Source organism: Aquimarina atlantica, from assembly GCF_000626715.1.
Taxonomy (GTDB): domain Bacteria; phylum Bacteroidota; class Bacteroidia; order Flavobacteriales; family Flavobacteriaceae; genus Aquimarina; species Aquimarina atlantica.
The window spans coordinates 352,597-373,099 of the sequence record NZ_AQRA01000002.1 but is presented as its reverse complement, the minus strand read 5'-3'; the positions used below and the strand labels follow the sequence as shown (position 1 = coordinate 373,099).

Genomic DNA, 20,503 nt, shown 5'->3' with positions numbered 1-20,503 from the left:
TTCTTATTTAATTGGTTGTATTGTAAATGAATAGTTGTGTTTTGTTGGTTTTATAGTGTATTCTTCATGCACTAAGCGCCCCCAGGAAGTATCTCCTCCTACTCCCATTTGTTGATAGTCGATATTCCATTGAATTGTTTCTCCGGTTTTGATATCTGCTCCGTGTTTCTTAGTAACCGGAACTAATCCTGAGGCAGAAGCCGCCCCATCTTTTTCGCTGTTAAAATCCAATTCGGTCATAGCAAAAGGCCATACACTGCTATTAAGTAATGATGAAGTGCTATTGGCTATAAGAGTTACTGCATTCGAAGCAATTTTCATCCATCTCACGTCGGTTTTATTCCCTGTTTCCTGTGGTCTCGAATACCTATGAAATTGTGAATCTACGCTGCCTGTATATATTCCTGCTTTAACTCCCGTCTTGCGATCCCAATAACTTTCTTCTGGGCCATTACCATACCAGGATACTTTCTGAAATGTGCTAGGTAAGGTTAGATACATTCCTAATCTGGGGATGTTAGGTAAATCATTCTGGTTTGGAGCAAAGCTAAAATCTACTTTCATTTCTCCATTGGCATTAATATGATAAGTTACGGCTACATTAGCTTCGTTTGCAGGAAGTGAGTAGGCTACTTTATAAGAAACACCAGAATTTTTTGTTACAGGATTTTCGACAAGTTTTGCTTTATAATTATAAGAAGCATCTTGCCATATTTTGGCCCATTTATCCATACCATTACCCAGATCATTATCTGTAGGAGGGCGCCAAAAGTTAGGTTTAATAGGGTGATTGGTAATCACAATTCCATGATGTTTCCAGGAAATGATTTCGCCGGTTTTTTTATCGAGCTTTAGATCTACTATTTTATTTTGAATAGCTATAGATTGATCTGTAGAGGCGATTTTTAAATCATTAGAAACCGAAGGTGTATTTGTAAATCCAGTTCCTTTTTGAATAATAAATTGATCCCACGCAATTTCATGTCCTTTAGGAAGTAATGAGTTTGCCTCTTTCTGCAATAAGCTTACTTCTAGAATATACTCTTTGTTTTTATCTAAAACATTAGGGAATTTTTCTAGTGTTACTGCTTTTTTCTCTCCAGGTAGTACAAATGCCGAAATTCCTTTGCCTTCTGCTATTTTAATACCATCTTCTAATATTTTCCATGAAATACTTTTATCAGTAAAATCCTCGAAGAAGTTTTTATTTTCTATTTCTATAATCTCTTTTCCTTTGTAATAAAATTGTGCGGGTTCGTATACCTTTTTTACTTCGGATAAGTGGGGGTGCGGATTTCGATACGGATCTACTAATCCATTATTTAAAAAGTTACCATCTGTGGGCAGATCAGGATGATAATCATGCCCGTATGCCAAATAAGGATTCCCGTTTTCGTCTTTATATTCTAAACTTTGATCTACCCAATCCCAGATAAATCCTCCCTGAAGATTCGGGTATTTTTCAATGATATCCCAATAATCCTGTAGATTACCAACAGAATTACCCATAGCATGCGCATATTCGATCATAATCGAAGGTTTATCAGAATCCGATTGACCATGATGAATCAGGTATTCTGGTTTAGGGTACATCGGGCAATACACATCGGTATATTCTTCTTTACCTGCTGGTTCATATTGTACAATTCGATTATCATCATGTTTTTTTAACCATGAATAGGTAGTTCTAAAAATTTCTCCTTCTCCTGCTTCATTCCCTAGTGACCAGGAATAGATAGAAGGATGGTTTCTATCTCTATAGAACATTCTTTGTGTTCGCATCATATGAGCTGGTAACCAACTCATCTCGTTACCGATTTGAGTTTTTTCGTCTATAGCCAATGGGTGGCTTTCTATATTGGCTTCATCAATAACATATAATCCATATTGATCACATAGATCTAACCAATAAGGATCATTAGGGTAATGTGCACTTCGTACGGCATTGATATTATTTTGTTTCATCAATTTGATATCCTTTTCCATAGATTCTTTAGATACTACATGCCCAGTAAAAGGATCGGTTTCATGTCGGTCTACACCTCGTATATAAACGGCTTTGCCATTAATTAAAACCTGACTATTTTTAATTTCTACACGTTTAAATCCAACATGTCGATGAATATATTGATTACTATTACCCTGATCAGGGTTTTCTAAAGTGATTGCCAAAGTATATAGATTCGGAATTTCGGCAGACCACTTCTTAACGTTGTCGATTATTTTTTCTGTGGTAAAATCAATTTTTGATTGTGCTGGTATTTTTATCTCTTCTGAAGCAGTGTAAATAGTATGTTCTCCGTCTAATACCTTAACAGATACCGTTCTGGTCACGGGATCTTCAAGACTATTGGCGACAGATATAGTTCCTTTAAAAATTCCTTTGGTATAGGATTCATCTAAGTTGGTATAGGTATAATAATCAGAAACAAATACTTTGGGTTGTGTATATAAATATACATCTCTTTCTATACCACTCATTCTAAGCATATCCTGGCTTTCTACATAACTAGCATCGCTCCATCGAAAAAGTTGTAATGCGATAAGATTTTCTCCCTTAGTAAGGTATTGAGTTATATTAAATTCTGCTGGTGTTTTACTCCCTTGAGAGTAGCCTACATATTGTCCATTTATATATACGTACATGGCAGATTTAGCTCCTGCAAAATGAAGAACAACATCTTCTGACAGAAAATTTTCATCTAAATGAATAAATTTTCTATAGGTTCCTACAGGATTATAATCTTCGGGAACATTAGGCCATTTGGTTGTAAAAGGGTATCTCTCATCGAGATAGATGGGTTTTCCATACCCTAGAACTTCCCAATTTGCAGGTACAGGAATGGTACTCCAGTCAAGGTCTATATATTCATTATGTTGAAAAGTTGTTGGACGTTGCTTAGGGTCTTTTACCCAATTAAATTTCCAATCTCCGTTTAGACTTAAAAAACGTTTCGATTTTTCTTTTTGTTTTATCAATTTGGATTCAAAACCAAAGAATGTAGCTCTGGGAGGCAGTTTATTTTCTTCGAATACCTTATGATTAAAATGATTGGTCTGTTCTGAAACAGGTTGTAAAGGCTCTTTACTACAACTATATATCCCTATTATTCCTGCTAATATGATTAGATGTTTTAATTTCATGACTGTGTTATATTTCTTTAATACTCTGCATGTAGTCTTCTGCAAATACTTTATCGAGATAAAAAATTAATTCTTCTGCATTTTCTTTAGTAAAAATAATGGGAGGTTTAATTTTTAATACATTATGATCCGGACCATCTGTACTCATTAAGATGCCGTGATCTTTTATCCTGTTGGCTAAATAATCAGCATGATCTGCCAAAGGATTCATGTTATTATCTACAAGCTCAAAACCAAGAAATAATCCTTGCCCCCTAACATCTCCTATGATTGGATATTTTATGGCTAATTTTTGTAGTTCTTCTTTGAGAAATTCCCCAATTTCTAAAGCGTGAGATTGTAGGTTTTCGCGTTTTACGGTTTTAAGAACTGCTGCTCCTATGGCAGAAGAAACCGGGTTGCCTCCAAAGGTGTTAAAGTACTCCATTCCATTAGCAAATTTGTTGGCTACTTCTTGTGTGCAAACAACTGCTGCCAATGGATGTCCATTACCTAAAGGTTTTCCTATAGTTACAATATCAGGAGTTACACCATACAATTGAAATCCCCAAAACGTTTTTCCTACTCTTCCGCATCCCACCTGTACTTCATCAGAAATACATAATCCTCCTGCGGCACGAGTATATTCGTAGGCTTTAGGTAAAAAACCATTTGGTAATTCGATCTGGCCACCACAACTTATAATGGATTCTATAATAAATGCTCCAATTTTTCTTCCTTTTTTATGTACTTCGTCAATACAATTCTGAACCTCTAGAGCGTATTGTTCTCCTGTGTTTTCTCCTCTGTATTTACCCCTATACGCATCAGGTAAGGGAAATATATGAGTATACTCTGGGGCGCCATGACCACCATTACCATCGAATTTATAGGAACTAATATCGATGCACATATTGGCATTTCCATGATACCCGACTTCTGAAGCTATGATATCACGTTCTCCTGTTACAGCTTTAACCATTCTAATGGCTAATTCATTCGCTTCACTTCCAGAATTAACAAAATGCAATACATTTAATTCTGGGGGTAATGTTTCTATCAACTCCTGGGCTAATTGATTAATATTGTCGTGTAGATAGCGAGAATTAGTATTAATCAAGGCCATTTGTTCTTGCCCTGCTTTAACCACAGCATAATTTTCGTGCCCTACATGAGCTACATTATTTACGGTATCTAAATACTTTTTACCATATTGATCTATTAGATATTGCCCGGATCCACGTACCATTTTAATGGGTACCTTATACTGTAGACTCAGGCTTTTACCAAGGTGTTTTTTTCGGTAAGTGATCAATTCTTCATTAGTGGTATCACTTAGAGAATTGAGACTTTCTAATTTGAATAATGAGTTTGGATCCGGGCATAGGCCTTTCCACACTTCTATTTGATTATAATAGGCTACTCCAGGAAAATCTACGGTATAATCCAACATAGAAAGCATAATCTGAAAATGTAGATGTGGAGCCCAATTTCCATTTTGAGTTGGATCACCAAGGTATCCAATACATTCCCCTTTTTTTATACTATCTCCAGGCTGTTTTTGTAGTGCGCTATTAACAGTTAAATGCCCATATAGCGTATAAAATTCTAATGACTCGGTTTGATGTTTGAGTATAATTAATCCTCCGTAGTTTTTGTCTCCGGCATGATTAAATGCTGTTACAACTTCTCCGTCTAATACGGCATGAACCGAAGTATTGTCAGGGAGCCAAAAATCTACCCCAAGATGGACTGTTCTACTTTCTCGTCCGCTATTTCCTATTTTGTCATAGGTGGTTGATGTGTATAACGCTCTGGGTTCTAAATATCCGCCTGCGATAATCTTATCGGGATTTTCCTTTTGAAGGCGATCTACTTTAAATTGAAATACATCTAAATCATTAAATTCTTGCTGATGCCCAACCCATTTGCTGGACACGCTCAAATCTAAAAGGCACACCTCATTTTTTTGAACCGAAGGAAATAGTTCTGATAAGGAGTAGTTATTATTTTCTACCCAAACGCTAAAAGCCTTCTCATTAGGATGAGCAGAGTATCCGCAGGTATGCCTAAAACTATAATGAGCATACTCTTCGCTAATTTGTCTCCATTTTTTTAATACTTCCCACGCTGGTTTTTCACTAATTAATAAGTAAGTATTGTCGGGTTCCTTGATTTTATTAATAGCTGATTTTGTAACAGAAATTACCAGACGCATAGCTATTGCTACATACAGATACTTGATTTCATCTTCTTTTAACGGAAAAGTAGCATGGTATCCTTGTAGTATGGGTAAAGCCGCTTCTAGTGGATCGTTATGATTCATTATAGCATATGCACAGGCAATAGCCACATCATTAATGATCTGAGTGTGTATCGCATCTCCATAATCGATTGCAGCTTTAACCTTGGGATGAATCAAGTCTTCTGAAACAATAACATTATTATCGTTAGCATCATTGTGAACTACCGATTTTCTAAGGGTAGCATATGAATCCTGAATGGCTTCAAATCTATCTTGAAAGAAAGAAATGATATCCTTTTCTTCTCCCTCAAACAGATGTACATGTTCTTTGGTCCATGAAGATTGTGCGATATCCCAAACAAATTCCCGATGTGCTTCGGGATGGTCAAACCCTTGTAAAGCACTTGTTAGTAAGCCGCATTGTTCTCCTAAACTGTATCGCAACGTATCTAATTGCGGATTAACACTGCTCCATACTCTACCACTTATCCAGGATAACAGACGTACTTTTCTACGTGTATTATTTTCATCTACAATTTCGGATATGTCATTGCCTTCTTTATCTCTAATTACTCTGGGGGCTATAAGGTTTTTCCCATTTTTCTCTACATATTCTAATAGCTGTTGTTGATACTCCAGATAATGAATATGTTCATCGGGTCTTGATATTTTAAGAATGTATCCATCTCCATGTTTAGTTTTAATCCTAAAATTAAAATCAATTTCTCCAGGAAGGGAAGAGGCTTTTCCTGTAATGCCGAATAATTGTTGCAGTATTTGTTCTGCCTGATTAGTGGTTACCTGTAAGGTTGAGTATTTCATCATCTATTCTTTTATTAATAGCATTATGATATGTGCTGCACTCCAGCTAAAATTTTGTGCATGTAAGCCTTGCCCAGTCAAAGGGTGATAATTTTCTCGAATTGCTTTTCCTTTTTCTAACAATCCTTCTGCTCCTTCAATGATTTGTACCGTAGCCTGATCTGCTTCTTTATCAAATCCATAATTACGTAATCCTTTTACACCAAAATAAGATTGATCCAGCCAATTAGGGCCCCTCCAATACCCTTTTAAAGGATCAAACTTTGGGTGATCGGCAGACATGGTCTGAAAAGGCATTTTGGTATAGAATTTACTGGGATTCATCATCTTGTTTTTTACGGATTCTGCTTGTTTTTGGGTTGCTACATTTGCCCAAAGAGGTGTCCATCCTTCGCTACCTTCTCCTTTTATAAATGTTGTTCCGTCCAGGTTTGTGTCATAAAACCAACCATCTGCAGGGTCATAGAATTGGTTCTGAATTGTTTCTTTTAGTTTTTTTGCTTCTGCCTGGTATTGTTTTACATCATCATTTTTTTGAATGGCTTCTGCAAGTTTTTCCAGGTACAGTTTTTCTGCGTAGAGGTATGCATTAAGATCAACGCTTTCCTGATCTAAAGAATAGGCTCCTTTTTCGTTTTTAAGAATTTTTGAATCGTCAAAACGAATGGCGTTATCCATACCACTTTCCCACTTGGCAGCAACAAGGCTGCCATCGGTAGATCCATACTCGCATAGTCCATCTTTATCATGATCTCGTTTTTGATACCACCAATAATGATATTTTTTAAGTTTAGGATATAATTCTTTTACGAAATCAAGATTATGATCTTTTTCATAAATTTTAACTACTGCCCATGCAGATAATGGTGGTTTTGTATCTCGATAGTTATGATCTTCTATACTTGTATCTCTGTATACACAATCCGCAACAAAACCATCTTCGTTCTGAAATTCGAACATTAACCGCATTTGTTTTTTGGCTAATTCTGTATTATAATAAGATAATCCAACAGCGTGTTTCCATGAATCCCATGACCAAAACCCGTTAAACCACTTGTAGTGATAACTGGGGAACAATCCTTCGTGTTGTATTTCTCCAGCAGGAATACGCCAGTTGTTTTGTAAGGTAAGATGCGCTTTGGCCATTAATTTAGCATATTTGTCATCTTGAAACTTTTCTTTTCTTGCGTCGATCAAAGAGGTTAACTGCGTTTCTTTTTCGATGCTACGTTTATTTAAAATAGTGTCAAAATCAATAGTAGCGATCGTTTTTTGCTCCTCTTCCCAGGAGTATTCGGGAAAAATAAAAGTCTGTGAAACTACAATCTCTTTACTGGTTTTTGGTTTTAAATGTAGTTGCTGATTTTTAGCAGAATAAGTGCTATCGGTGCTTGTGATTTTTGTTTCATCAGGAAATACAATATACCCGGTAGCATTTGATTTTGAAGAGTGTATGGTAATCTTATTTTCTGATGATTCTAATCTTAGTGTTTTTGTTAAAAGCTGCTGGTTTTTCCAGTTATAGGTCAACTCAATAGTTCTATCAGTTTTGTTGGTAAGCGTATACTGTATTAATGCGGAATGTCCAGAGGCAAATACCAGTTTTTGTTTTAGTATTAGATCATCATTTGTAAAAGTTTGTTCTAAATGACTATTGTATGCGGTTGTTTTATATTCAGTCCATGAAACATCTTCAATATTTAATTTTACAAGTATCTCGCTGCTCCAGATTCCATTTTGCTGCGTCATTAAAAATGGCCCAGAGAACCCGGGAGAAGGATGAATTGAATCAGGAAAACTATAGGCAAACCATGCTCCCTGATCAGAAAACATCAAACTAGACTTGTCGATAGAATCTTTTGGAGTAACGCTATAATTAAGAATGTTTTTACTATATGCGAGATACTTTTTTGGAGTAACAACGGGTGCAGTTATCTCAGTTTGTTTTTTACAACCAAAACATGATATGAGAACAGAAATTAGTATAAATAGAGCATTTTTATTCATTGTTCTGAAGTTTAATTTTCCAATTTATCTTATAGGTTTCTTTTGGATTTAAGATGCTTAATCCTAACTTGTTATTAAAACTATTAGAGGGGCCAGTTTTGGGTTCTAGGGCGATTATATTTCTTTTTTCAGGGGTGAATACTTGCAAATAATTTTCTTCAGAGGAAGACTCAAGCATCAAACAATAATCAGGAGTATTAAATTTTGCTGAATTAGTATTAAGAATATAACAATCATCAAAAAGTCTGTCTTTGATCTGGATAGGCCCTTTTATAATAATATCCTTAATCTTCATAGGGATCATATCCTTGTCGAACACTAATTTTTTATTGCTTTCAACAGTAAGAAAACTTTTGTGTAGATCACTACTTAAAAAATATGGATGCCAGCCAATAGTAAAAGGAAAAGGAGTTTTGTCATTATTGATTACCGCTACAGAGAGCTCTAAGGCATTGGCAGATAAAGTGTATGTTAAATATATAGCGTATTTAAAAGGAAACCCTTTCACCCTTTTGGTCTCTTCATAGCCAATAGTTACCGTAGCATGATCAACACATATTTCTTCTTTTATAAATTCGAAGGTTTTATTATATATCAGACCATGTAAAGCGTTGTTTTCTTCTTTTACATTTAGGTCTAAAGTGTACTGTTTATCTTCAAAACTATATTTTCCATTCTTTACTCTATTGGCAAACGGAAATAAAACAGCAGAAGCATAGGTAGTATTATAATCTAATAACTCTAACCCTGCTATTATACTTTTACCATTAATAGATAGTCTTTGCACACTTCCTCCTAAATTTAAAGCTATTATAGCACTCGAACTTTGATCTGCGGTTAAAAGTTCAATATGATATTTAGGGTGTATTTGTTCTTTTATGTGATTTATTTGATACAAAAGCTAAAGAGAGTTTCTTAAGATTAGATTATTTATGTTTTCGATTCTAATTTGTTCTTTATTCATGATCATTTCGGCTAAGCGCTCTCCCATTTTATTAAAATCAGTAGAAATAGTGGTTATACCTCCTTCGACAATTTCTTTAAGAAGTGTATCATTATAAGATATGATACCGATATCTTTTGCAAGAGTAAACTCTACTTCTTTAATTTTTTTTATGATACGAATAAGGCTTCTATCATCTGGGATTATGTAAACTTCTCCTTTAGTTAATGTTCTTTCTTCGAGAGAATCAATTACTTCACTGTTAAAATGATACGTGTTGCAAAACATTTCAAAACCCTCGAGCATTCCTGAAGGTTGTTTCTGTTCCTGAAAAAGGAGTACTAGTTTTTGATATTTTTTTAAGAGATGAAGCCCCTTTACCAGACCAGTTAGAATATCTTTCTTAAAATTTTGATGAATAGCAGGGTATTGAGCAAGCTCTTGACGAGTTTGATCGAGTATATACACTTTGTCTTGAGGTAATATATCTAAAACAGAAGGGATATCATTTAGGTTGGCAGGCATGATAACGTAATAATTGTAGTTCCCAATATTGTCATAAATCAATTTGCTAAATACATCATAATTGAAATGATGAAAATAAATATCTACCTCTACATTGTTATTTAAACTTTTTAAAAAAGAATTATACAAATCTTCTTTAAAGGCATTTAATTCGTCAAACAGTAAAAAAATCTTTTGTGCGATTTCAATACTTTCACTTTTCACGTAGTACCCTTTACCAGGAACAGAATTTACAATTCCTCTTACTTTTAAATCATTGTAGGCGAGTAATACGGTATCTCTCGAAAGGGAGAACCGAAGCTTTACACTGTTAATCGATGGTAGTTTATCTCCACGTTTATACTCCCCAGATAAGATAGCACTTTCAATTGATGAAATGATCTGTTTGTATTTAGGGACACCTATATTATCTACTACATTAATTGTTTTCATGCTACAAATATATCATATTTTTTCTTTTAAAAAACTGGTAGGTACTAGTTGCCTTTTTAAAAACTAAAATTCTATATTGCGCCAATATTTTACGTTAAAACCCTTGTAAAATAAGGGGTTATCACCAAAAAACAATGTGATTATGAAAGCAAAAAAAAGAAAAACCAATACTATATTTCTTTTAACTCTGCTTGGATTTACTCTATTTGGATTCGCTAATACTTATGCGCAAAATGTAGTAATAACAGGTAATGTTTCAGAAAATAGTAGCGGTTCTCCTTTACCAGGAGTTACAATTACAATTAAAGGAAACGAAACTCAGGGAACACAAACTGATTTCGATGGAAATTATTCAATTGAAGTTTCCGATTCGCAAACAACATTAGTATATAGATATTTAGGATTTGTAACTAAAGAAGTTCTGGTCGGAAATCAAACAATAATTAACATTGGCCTTGAAGAGGACGCCCAGAGCTTAGGAGAAGTTGTTTTGGTGGGTTATGGAACGCAAAAAAAATCAGAATTAACTGCTGCTATTACTTCAGTAAATATAGAAGAGATACAAAAAATACCTACTGCCGATATAGCAACATCTTTACAAGGGCAAGTAGCCGGGCTTAATGTAGCAATAGCGAGTGGTGCCCCAGGGAGTGCTCCGGTAATCAGAATTCGTGGTATGGGTACTGTAAATAATAATGACCCTTTGTTTGTAATTGATGGGGTTCCGGGAGATTTATCCTATGTAAACCCTGCTGATATCGAAAACATTAGTATTCTTAGGGATGCATCTGCTGCAACCATTTATGGATCTAGAGCTTCTAATGGAGTGGTTATCGTTACTACAAAAAGAGGAAAAAGAGGAGACCCGAGGGTTGTCGTAAATTCATACATAAGTACACACTCTATTGATGATAATATAAAGGTAGCAAATAGAGCTCAACACGATCAGATAAAACTAGAAGCATATGCTAATGTAGGAGAAACTCCTGCTCCATATCTTACCAATGGAGAACAATATGCAGATTCTGATTGGGCAGACGCCTACTACAAAAATGCTTTTGAGCAGAAACATGATATTTCGGTTTCGGGAGGTTCAGAAAATACTACCTATAATTTTTCGGCAGGTTATTTTGCCAATTCAGGAACTGTAATTAATACAGATTTCAATAGGTTTAATACCCGATTAAATATGGATATCAAATTGTTGAATAACCGTTTGAAGATTTCTCCTGGTTTGGCTTATGCCAAAGAAAAAAGACGAAGTATTTTTGAACCTCTTGATGGAGGTAACGCTAGCTTTTCTCCGTTTTTAAACATCTATTCTCAATTACCTCATAAAGCAATTTATGATGCAAATTCTTTAAATGGATTTGCTACGCCAGCAACTGGTTTAGGTTCGGGAAATCCAATCGGACAAGGAGAATTAACCGATCGTATTGATCGTGATGAATACACTCAATTTAATATTGCAGCCGACTTAAAATTATTTGATGGATTGAGTTATCAATTTCAATACGGATTAAATGTAGAAAACGAGCACTTCTTTTTCTTTCAGCCCGCATTCAACTTTGGTCCACAATCTATTAATGAAGATCCGTTTTTATCTGAAACCAGATCAAGAACTACCAGTTGGACATTAAACAATACATTAAACTATGTCAAAACATTTGGAGATCACGATTTTGATATCCTTGTTGGAGGTTCTAAAGAAGAAAATGTATTTAACTCGGCAGGAGGTAGTAATAATAGATTACCATCTGATGCAATACAAGCGCTAAGTGCCGGGATAGGAGATGCTTCTTCTTTTGGCCGAAATTTTTCTAGTACATTACAATCTGTTTTTGGTCGTTTAAGTTATGATTATGCCAATAGATATTATGTGCAGGCCAGTGCCAGAAGAGATGGTTCGTCGCGCTTTAGTTCTAAGAATCAATACGGTACTTTCTATTCAGTTTCATTGGGTTGGGCAGTTCATAACGAAAACTTTTTTAAGTCGGATTTATTTACTCAGCTAAAACCTCGTTTTAGCTATGGTACATTAGGAAATCAGCTTATCCCTAATCATTTATTTTTGGCAAGGATCGGTTCTGGAGGACAGCAATTAAACTATCCATTTGGAGAGGATGTAACGCAAGCGATACTATCTGGGGCAATTGCTACTTCATTACCAACACCTGATATTCGATGGGAAGAAACGGCAACTACCAATGTTGGGATTGATCTTGGTTTATTAGATAATAGAATCAAAGCTTCTTTTGATTATTTTAATGCTAAGACTACAGATATGTTAGTGTTTACTAAAGTTCCTGGTACTTCTGGAATTACAACAGACCCTTTGACCAATGCAGGAGATTTAGAAAATAAAGGATGGGAGTTTTCTGCTACCTATAGCAGTAAACAATACAAAGATTTTTCTTTTGATGTTACTGCAAACTTAAGTACTTCAAAAAATAAGATTACAAAACTTGGAGTAGAGGGCGAAGCTCGTACTGATGGTTTTATAGAATTTAATAATTTTCCCACCACTCGTACTGAAGTAGGAGGAGAAATCGGTCGATTTTATTTATTTGAAGCCAATGGAATATTTCAAAACCAGGCAGAAATTGATGCACATGGAGTTCAACCAGATGCCGCACCGGGAGATTTACGATTTACCGATGTAAATGGGGATGGTGAATTAAACGATGATGATAAAAAATATATGGGTAGCGGACTTCCAGATTTTGAATATGGATTAACTCTTAATGCTACATACAAAAACTTCGATGTTAGTATATTCTTTCAGGGAACCCAGGGAAATAAAATCTACAATGGTGTAAAAATGTGGTTATACAGAACCGATAGAAATAATGTGTCTTCTGATTTAGTTAATGCCTGGACGCCACAGAATACGAATACCAATATACCAAGAAACGCATTTGGTGATCCTAACAATAACATTAGACCTTCTAGTTATTTTCTTGAAGATGGATCATACTTACGATTAAAGAACCTACAAATAGGATATTCGATTCCAGAATCTGCAATAAGTAAGATTCCTGTTTCGAGAATCAGAGTGTATGCAACTGCCAATAATCTATTTACCATTACAGATTATTCAGGTTTTGATCCAGGTCTGGGGAATGGAGGAACATTTAATAGAGGAGTTGACAGAGGATTCTACCCATTAACCAGATCCTTTATATTCGGTATTAACGTATCGATGTAATAGTTAGAAAAAATTAAAAAAACAGAACAATGAAAAAAATTAGTTATTTATTAATTATAGTTCTTTGTATAGGAATATTGCACTCTTGTAGTGATGAGTTTTTGAACGTTCCTAACAATGAGAATTTGACCGATTCTAGTTTTTGGCAAACAAAAGAACATGCACTACAAGCCTTAACAGCTACTTATGGTGCAATGCATAGTGCAAGTGGAAGTAAGTGGGCTTTCTTTGAAGAGGTATATACCGCAATGGCATATCGTGCTGATGATGTGACCAATAATACAGGAGAAACATATAGTCGATCCCTGGCAAGTTTCTCTAATACCACAGAAGATACAGGTCCATACAATATATGGCAAAGTAGCTATGCAGGTATAGGGCGAGCTAATCAGATCATACAAAGAATACCAGAAATGCAAGCACTATCTCAGGTAGATAAGAATACGATTGTAGCCGAAGCAAAATTCTTAAGAGCACTGTACTATTTTTGGCTGGTAACCGGTTTTGAAAATGTGCCTTTGGTAACTACTTATGAAACCGAATTAGATCGTCTTTTTGTATCCCAGACAACTCCGGATAAAATATGGGAGCAGATAGAAAAAGATCTCGCAGAAGCAGAACCAAATTTATTGACAGAGCATTCATCAGAATGGAAAGGAAGAGCAACACAAGGTGCTGCAAAGGCATTATTGGGTAAAGCATATTTGTTTCAGGAAAAATGGAGCCAGGCAGAAGTAAAACTAGGAGAAGTAACCGGTATGGGATATTCTTTATTAACGAATTATGCAGATAATTTTAATGGAGCTGCCGAAAATGGAAATGAAAGCATATTTGAGATTCAATTTTCTGGAGATCGCGCTAATGGTAATGACGAACGACAGGTTTTTAATTTTCAAGTCTCTCCTTATGCCTTTGGTGGGTGGGAATTATTCTACCCTTCTGATTGGTTGGTTGAAGAAATGAAAACAGATTTAACTACTGGAGGAGAAATTAGTGAAAGAGTATACGAAAGTATTTTCTTTGACGACCCTAATTCTGAAATGTATAGTAGAGATGCCGATGCAGTTGTTGCGTATAGTGCTGTATCTAGTGATCTTAATCATCCTAAATATTTCAAAAAATACGCTTTTAATCAGGATGTAAGTTTTTATAATGGAACAAACATTGCTTTAATTCGATATGCCGATGTTTTACTAATGTATGCCGAAGCGTTGAATGAAAATGGCAAAACAGATCAAGCGATAATAGAGATCAATAAAGTTAGAGAACGAGGCAAAGCTGCTCCATTAGGAACAATGACTCAAAGCCAACTAAGAGATCAAATTCGACATCATGAACGCCCAGTTGAGTTAGCCATGGAATTTGGTATTCGTTGGTTTGATCTTTATAGATGGCAAAGAGGAAGTACAGCTACAGAATCTATAAAAACAACACTCGAAAATCACAATAAACCATTTGTAGAGAATTTTCAGGATAAACATATTTTATACCCCATACCATTGCAGGAAATAAATATTAATACCAATCTTAAACCAAATCCTGGATGGTAAAGAAACCCCGAAAGTTGAGTTAGTTATTAAAACTAGTAAGCACCTAAGAATTTTATTATTTTTAGGTGTTTATGCTATTATACATTATATACTATGGTCACAAACAGTAAAATGATGAGGATACTTCAAGTTATAATGAGCATATTGCTAATGGTGTCATGCCATAACAAAGAAGCTTCTCAACAAAACTCACATTCTGAAATAAGTACATCATTATTTACTTCGGTTTTACCAGATCATTCGGGGGTTCATTTTATAAACCAGATACCAGAAAGTAGTGCTATGAATAGTATGGTATATGAATATTTCTATAATGGTGGTGGTGTTGCTATCGGGGATGTTAATAATGATGGGTTATCCGATATTTATTTTACCTCTAATCTCAAAGAAAATAAGCTCTATATCAATAAAGGCAATTTTAGATTCGAAGATCATACAAAGCAAGCAAAAGTAAAAGGTTCTTTTGGATGGACAACAGGAGTCACCATGGTAGATATCAATGCCGATGGTTGGTTAGATATTTATGTGTGTAAGTCTGGTAAGGGAAAAGCTAAAAATCGAGAAAATGAGCTTTTCATAAACAATAAAAACGGGACATTTACAGAAGCAGCAGCAGAATATGGGCTTAATTTTTCGGGATATAGCACACAAGCTGCATTTTTTGATTATGATAAGGATGGTGATCTCGATATGTTTTTATTAAATCATAATGTATCTCCTATTAATACCAATAATCCAGAAGACTATAAAAGTGAAAAGAATGACTTGGCAGGAGATCGATTGTATCAAAATAACTTAGGAAAATTTACCGATGTTTCTAATCAGGTAGGAATCATACAAAATTCTTTGGGTTTTGGTTTAGGAGTTTCTATTGGAGACCTTAATCAAGATGGATGGCCCGATATATATGTAGCAAACGATTATATAGAACATGATTATCTTTATTTTAATACTGGAAATGGCACGTTTATAGAAAAACTAAAATCATCTATCGGGCATACCTCTAATTTTTCGATGGGAACCGATATTGCAGATATTAATAATGACGGGCTGTTGGATATCATTTCATTAGATATGGTAGCCGAAGATAATTATAGCATCAAAACCAGTATGAGTGGGATGAATCCAAAAGCATTTAATCATGCTGTAGATAATGGATTTCATTATCAATATATGTTTAATGCGTTACAGCTTAATAATTCTGACGAATGTTTTAGTGAAATTGCACACCTTGCAGGAATATCAAATACCGATTGGAGTTGGGCACCACTATTTGCAGATTTTGATAATGATGGATTAAAGGACCTATTTATTACCAATGGCCTTAAAAGAGATTTTAGAAATAATGATTTTAGAAAATATAAACTAAAACGATTAGAGCAAGCAAATAAAAATAAGGAAAGCATCAAAAAAGTAATCGAAGAGTTAGTTCGTAAAACGCCACAACGAAAAACCAGAAACTATTTTTTTAAAAACAACGGGGATTTAACTTTTTCAAAGACATCAACATCCTGGGGAATTGATAATCCTACTTTTTCTAATGGTGCAGCTTATGCAGATTTAGACAACGATGGAGATTTGGATCTGGTTATTAATAATATTGATCAAAAAGCTACTATTCTACAAAATAATACCAGGAATAAGAATTATGTTCAGTTTCAATGTAAAGGAGACTCCCAAAACCCCTTTGGAATAGGTACGCGTATTGCTGTGCAAACAGAAAAGACAACTCAGGTATTCGAAAACTATCCCACAAGAGGATATCAATCTGCAGTAGCACCTATTATACATATTGGATTGGATAATAATACCGAGGTACAAAAAGTCACTGTAACCTGGCCAGATAACAAAGTTGAGGTGATTAACCATCCAGAAATTAATAAAAGAATTATTGTTAATCACAACAATGCCACTCTTACAAATGAAAAAAAGAAGGATACTGTGGTAACACTTTTTACGAATATTACAAAAGATATAAATATACCTCATAAGCATATCGAAAATGAGTATGATGACTATGCAAAAGAAAGTTTATTGCCGCATAAAATGTCTCAGTTTGGGCCTGCACTTGCAGTTGGAGATATAAATATGGATGGATTGGATGATTTTTATATTGGCGGAGCAAAAGATCATCCTGCAGCATTGTATACACAACAACCAGATGGTTCTTTTCAATCTTCAGGCAGTACACTATGGGAAAAAGAAAAAGCTTTTGAAGATGTGTCTGCCCAATTTTTTGATGTAGATGGTGATAATGATTTAGATTTATATGTGGTAAGTGGCGGGAATGAATGGCCAGCAAATCATAGTATGTATCAGGATCGCTTCTATATAAATACGAATGGAAATTTTGTTAAAGAAAATAATAGATTACCAAAGATAGTATCCAGTGGCAGCTGCATAAAACCATTTGATTATGATCAGGATGGAGACCTGGATGTATTTGTTGGGAGTAGGCATACACCACAAAAATATCCTTATCCCGGAGCAAGTTATTTATTAGAAAATAACAATGGTGTTTTTAAAGATATTACCAAAACGATTGCTCCAGAATTGTCTGAAATCGGTATGGTCACAGATGCACTATGGACAGATTTTGATCAGGATGGCTTATCTGATTTGGTTATAGTTGGAGAATGGATGCCTATAACAGTATTTAGAAACACAGATAAAACCTTAAAAAAAGATGCCACTTTGTTTGAGAATACTAATGGTTGGTGGAATTCGATTAATAGTGCTGATTTTGATCAGGACGGAGATATGGATTATGTAGTAGGTAACTTAGGGTTAAATTATAAATATAAAGCATCTACTAAAGAGCCTTTCGAGATTTATGCAAATGATTTTGATGATAATGGGACCAATGATATTGTACTGGGATATTATAACAATGGAAATTTGTTTCCGCTTCGTGGTCGAGAATGTACCTCGCTTCAAATGCCATTTATAAAAGAAAAATTTCCAACCTATGAAGATTTTGGTTCTGCCGACCTGATTCAGGTATATGGGCAAGAAAAATTAGAAAAAGCGTTACACGCCAAAGCGTATACCTTTGCTTCTGTTTTTATAGAAAATTTAGGAGATGGAAAATTCAACATTGTAGAGCTTCCCAAACAAGCACAGCTATCTTCTATAAACGATATTCATATTGATGATTTTGATGATGATGGATTAAAGGATATTCTTGTTGCCGGAAACTTATATCAATCAGAAATTGAAACTCCGAGAAATGACGCCAGTTACGGATTACTACTTAAAAATAATGGAGGACATAGTTTTGTTCCCGTTCCGGCAGCTAAAAGTGGCATCTTAATTAAAGGAGATGTAAAAGCAATACGGCCATTTAGATATAAAGGAAAGAAAGCAGTTCTTTTTGGCAGAAATAATAAAGAATTAGTATGGATTGAAGCTAATGATTAAATCTTAATGTAGAGTTGATACGGGAAAAATAATATGGGAAGAAATTCATAAACCTTTTTGGAATAAATTTTTCATGTATACTAGGTATGTGTAAAGATAAGTTTCAGAGTTAGTATAAATTATTACTCTTTTAATGCCTGTTTATATTTATGTGGGATGTTTTTATTGTAGAGTCTGTTCTTGATAATGATACTACTACAATAAAAACTCCTGACAGCACTTTAAAGTCTAAGAAAAGAAAGGATGGTTCAAACAGTTTTTTGAAAGAAAATAGTTTATCATTTAATATTAAGGTTTAAAATAATTTAAGCCTGTAAAATAAGATTAATGAAATTTTTGGCATAGAATTCGCTATTTTTATATATATTGCTAATCCACTTATTGTCTTTATTTTGATTTTTGAAATGAAACTAATAGATTTATAACATTGTTATTTACAATATTATTCTACCTTTGCAAGCGATTTTATGGAAACAACTACAACTAATACAAGCGGATTAGGTGATTCTCAAACTTGGGAGGTTTCTGTTGATAAAAATTCTATATTCACTAATGATGATGTTATTGATGCTTATCTAAAAGGGAAAAAAGAAGGAATCAAAGAAACTAAACAAATTTTTGTTGATAAACTAAATGAAAACATTAATAAATCGGCAGTTTATACTGATAAAATGTTGTCATTTTTAAAGAAAAGGAAGTTAAATCCAATTTCTGCCCATTTAAAAATTAAGTCTTTCAATGATTTTGTTATTCTAATCACCTTACCAGAAGATGAATTTATTTCTGAAGATTTTCTAGTAAGTTACGATTTTGCGGCAACTATTGAAGAAGAAGTGACGAACGATAAATATTACAATTTAATGTTTTTGTTCTCTGATAGAGCAGATGGGCAGTTCAATACAAGTTTATTGGTTTCAGATGGATTTTTTATGGACTATAAAATGTCTGAAACTAACTAATGTCTAAATCTCATTCTCAGCATAATTTTGAAGCATGTGAATTTCTTTTAAAGGATGGTAAGTTTTATGATTGGGTAATTACGACAGCTTTTTATTCTGCATTACACCTAGTTCAAGAAGAAATATTCCCATTTAGAGATGAAGAAGGTTATGAATATTCTAGTTTTGAGCAATATTTTTCTAAATCTTTAAATGAAGGCATTAAAATTTCCAAACATCAATCTACTATAAAACTAGTTGAGCAAAGAATCGAAGGTGCTGGTAATTTATATAGAAGCCTTCATGATTTCTGTCGTACCTGTAGATATAGTAATTATCGTGTTAGCCCAAAAAAAGCAAAAGTAGCTAAATCATATTTAGATAAAATTAGGGCATTAGTCGGTTCAAATTCTTAGTAATAATTTTATATATAAAATATTGAATTATTTATTGCATATTTAGGATTCTTATTATATAGTTTTAACTCGTTTACAATTCGAAAAATTAAATAACACTTAAATAGGGTTTATCTAATTTAAAATGAATACAATTCTTCGGATTATACATGTTTGTATATGATGTACCCTTTACTTTTTAAAAGCTCAATACAATCTTTTACATTAAGACGGGAAGAATTAGTTGATTTATCATGGAACGACGTACAATATAGTGATAAAGCAGGTTGTTTGATTTTAGTAGTAGATAACCTAAAAGTTGAAAGATGCACTGAAAAAATATTCAAAAAGAAAGTTATCCCTATTGGGCCTGATTTATTTGACCTGTTAAATGAGCTTGGATATGATGATTTCAAAGACAGTGAGCTTTATATTATTGAACCTAATCGAAAAGTAAAGCATAGGACCATAATAAATGCATTATCTAAAGGTTTTAGTCATTACTATGGTCAAGCCTTCCCTAATGTCGCTCAAAAAAAATTCAAAACACTCAGAAAAACATACTTGTCCTACTTGAATAAAATTGCTGGAGATGATATGATTGAATTAAGCTCTCATGATAATATGAGAACGTTAAACAAACATTATATTGATGCTGAAATTGTTTCTAAAGGGTTGAATATGAGAATTTTTGAATAAAAAATTTTGTATTCCCAAATAAATTATATTAACTTTATTATCGAAGTTTTTCCGAAAGGAAGTAACCAAAATATAATTACCCCTCCCCCTTATAATTCCTATTTAATAACTCAATAATAACCGAAAAAACCTATATGCTGGAATTTTCGGAATTGATTTGAATGTAGTTTTATTAATTCGAATATACCTTTTATTG

At 34.0% G+C, this 20,503-nt stretch carries 11 protein-coding genes; 6 read left to right on the top strand and 5 right to left on the bottom strand.

Annotated features, from left to right (window positions below; genetic code table 11):
• Nucleotides 1-3: 3 nt before the first annotated feature.
• The 5 genes from ATO12_RS06115 to ATO12_RS06095 are packed head-to-tail and all read right to left on the bottom strand — an operon-like array spanning nt 4 to nt 10,097.
• Nucleotides 4-3,144 carry a glycoside hydrolase family 2 TIM barrel-domain containing protein gene (locus ATO12_RS06115; protein WP_034240139.1) on the bottom strand — a complete coding sequence of 1,047 codons (3,141 nt, stop codon included), beginning with the start codon at nt 3,142-3,144 and terminating at the stop codon, nt 4-6.
• A 7-nt stretch (nt 3,145-3,151) separates the two neighbouring features.
• A complete protein-coding gene (locus ATO12_RS06110; RefSeq protein WP_034240476.1) occupies nt 3,152-6,190 on the bottom strand; it encodes an aminotransferase class III-fold pyridoxal phosphate-dependent enzyme in 3,039 nt (1,012 codons plus the stop codon).
• Nucleotides 6,191-6,193: 3 nt separating this feature from the next.
• The gene (locus ATO12_RS06105; RefSeq protein ID WP_051575643.1) at nt 6,194-8,197 is read right to left on the bottom strand and encodes an MGH1-like glycoside hydrolase domain-containing protein; all 2,004 of its coding nucleotides are present in this window, start codon (nt 8,195-8,197) and stop codon (nt 6,194-6,196) included.
• Nucleotides 8,190-9,095, bottom strand: a complete 906-nt coding sequence (locus ATO12_RS06100; RefSeq protein ID WP_051575642.1) for an aldose 1-epimerase — start codon at nt 9,093-9,095, stop codon at nt 8,190-8,192. Before ATO12_RS06100 ends, ATO12_RS06105 begins: the two co-directional genes overlap by 8 nt.
• 3 nt (nt 9,096-9,098) lie before the next feature.
• Complete coding sequence (locus ATO12_RS06095; protein WP_034240137.1) at nt 9,099-10,097, bottom strand: GntR family transcriptional regulator; 999 nt, start codon at nt 10,095-10,097, stop codon at nt 9,099-9,101.
• Nucleotides 10,098-10,239: 142 nt separating this feature from the next.
• Between ATO12_RS06095 and ATO12_RS06090 the strand changes: the two genes are divergently transcribed.
• The 6 genes from ATO12_RS06090 (at nt 10,240) to ATO12_RS06065 (ending at nt 20,307) form a co-directional block, all read left to right on the top strand.
• On the top strand, nt 10,240-13,305 hold the full coding sequence (locus ATO12_RS06090) for a SusC/RagA family TonB-linked outer membrane protein (protein WP_034240134.1): 3,066 nt from the start codon (nt 10,240-10,242) through the stop codon (nt 13,303-13,305).
• Nucleotides 13,306-13,334: 29 nt separating this feature from the next.
• Complete coding sequence (locus ATO12_RS06085) at nt 13,335-14,855, top strand: RagB/SusD family nutrient uptake outer membrane protein (RefSeq protein WP_081801980.1); 1,521 nt, start codon at nt 13,335-13,337, stop codon at nt 14,853-14,855.
• 114 nt (nt 14,856-14,969) lie between these two features.
• Complete coding sequence (locus ATO12_RS06080) at nt 14,970-18,275, top strand: VCBS repeat-containing protein (RefSeq protein ID WP_165583344.1); 3,306 nt, start codon at nt 14,970-14,972, stop codon at nt 18,273-18,275.
• A 467-nt stretch (nt 18,276-18,742) separates the two neighbouring features.
• Nucleotides 18,743-19,234, top strand: coding sequence for a hypothetical protein (locus ATO12_RS06075; protein WP_034240129.1), 492 nt, complete (start codon nt 18,743-18,745; stop codon nt 19,232-19,234).
• Nucleotides 19,234-19,629, top strand: a complete 396-nt coding sequence (locus ATO12_RS06070; protein ID WP_034240126.1) for a hypothetical protein — start codon at nt 19,234-19,236, stop codon at nt 19,627-19,629. The genes ATO12_RS06075 and ATO12_RS06070 overlap by 1 nt, the downstream gene beginning before the upstream one ends.
• A 159-nt stretch (nt 19,630-19,788) precedes the next feature.
• A complete protein-coding gene (locus ATO12_RS06065; protein ID WP_034240123.1) occupies nt 19,789-20,307 on the top strand; it encodes a site-specific integrase in 519 nt (172 codons plus the stop codon).
• Nucleotides 20,308-20,503 lie beyond the last annotated feature (196 nt).

Excerpts from the sequence above, each read along its gene's own strand:
- ATO12_RS06075 (WP_034240129.1), top strand. The coding sequence starts at position 18,743 with ATGGAAACAACTACAACTAATACAAGCGGATTAGGTGATTCTCAAACT.
- ATO12_RS06070 (WP_034240126.1), top strand. The coding sequence starts at position 19,234 with ATGTCTAAATCTCATTCTCAGCATAATTTTGAAGCATGTGAATTTCTT.
- ATO12_RS06105 (WP_051575643.1), bottom strand. The coding sequence starts at position 8,197 with ATGAATAAAAATGCTCTATTTATACTAATTTCTGTTCTCATATCATGT.
- ATO12_RS06085 (WP_081801980.1), top strand. The coding sequence starts at position 13,335 with ATGAAAAAAATTAGTTATTTATTAATTATAGTTCTTTGTATAGGAATA.
- ATO12_RS06115 (WP_034240139.1), bottom strand. The coding sequence starts at position 3,144 with ATGAAATTAAAACATCTAATCATATTAGCAGGAATAATAGGGATATAT.
- ATO12_RS06110 (WP_034240476.1), bottom strand. The coding sequence starts at position 6,190 with ATGAAATACTCAACCTTACAGGTAACCACTAATCAGGCAGAACAAATA.
- ATO12_RS06090 (WP_034240134.1), top strand. The coding sequence starts at position 10,240 with ATGAAAGCAAAAAAAAGAAAAACCAATACTATATTTCTTTTAACTCTG.
- ATO12_RS06080 (WP_165583344.1), top strand. The coding sequence starts at position 14,970 with ATGAGGATACTTCAAGTTATAATGAGCATATTGCTAATGGTGTCATGC.
- ATO12_RS06065 (WP_034240123.1), top strand. The coding sequence starts at position 19,789 with ATGATGTACCCTTTACTTTTTAAAAGCTCAATACAATCTTTTACATTA.
- ATO12_RS06095 (WP_034240137.1), bottom strand. The coding sequence starts at position 10,097 with ATGAAAACAATTAATGTAGTAGATAATATAGGTGTCCCTAAATACAAA.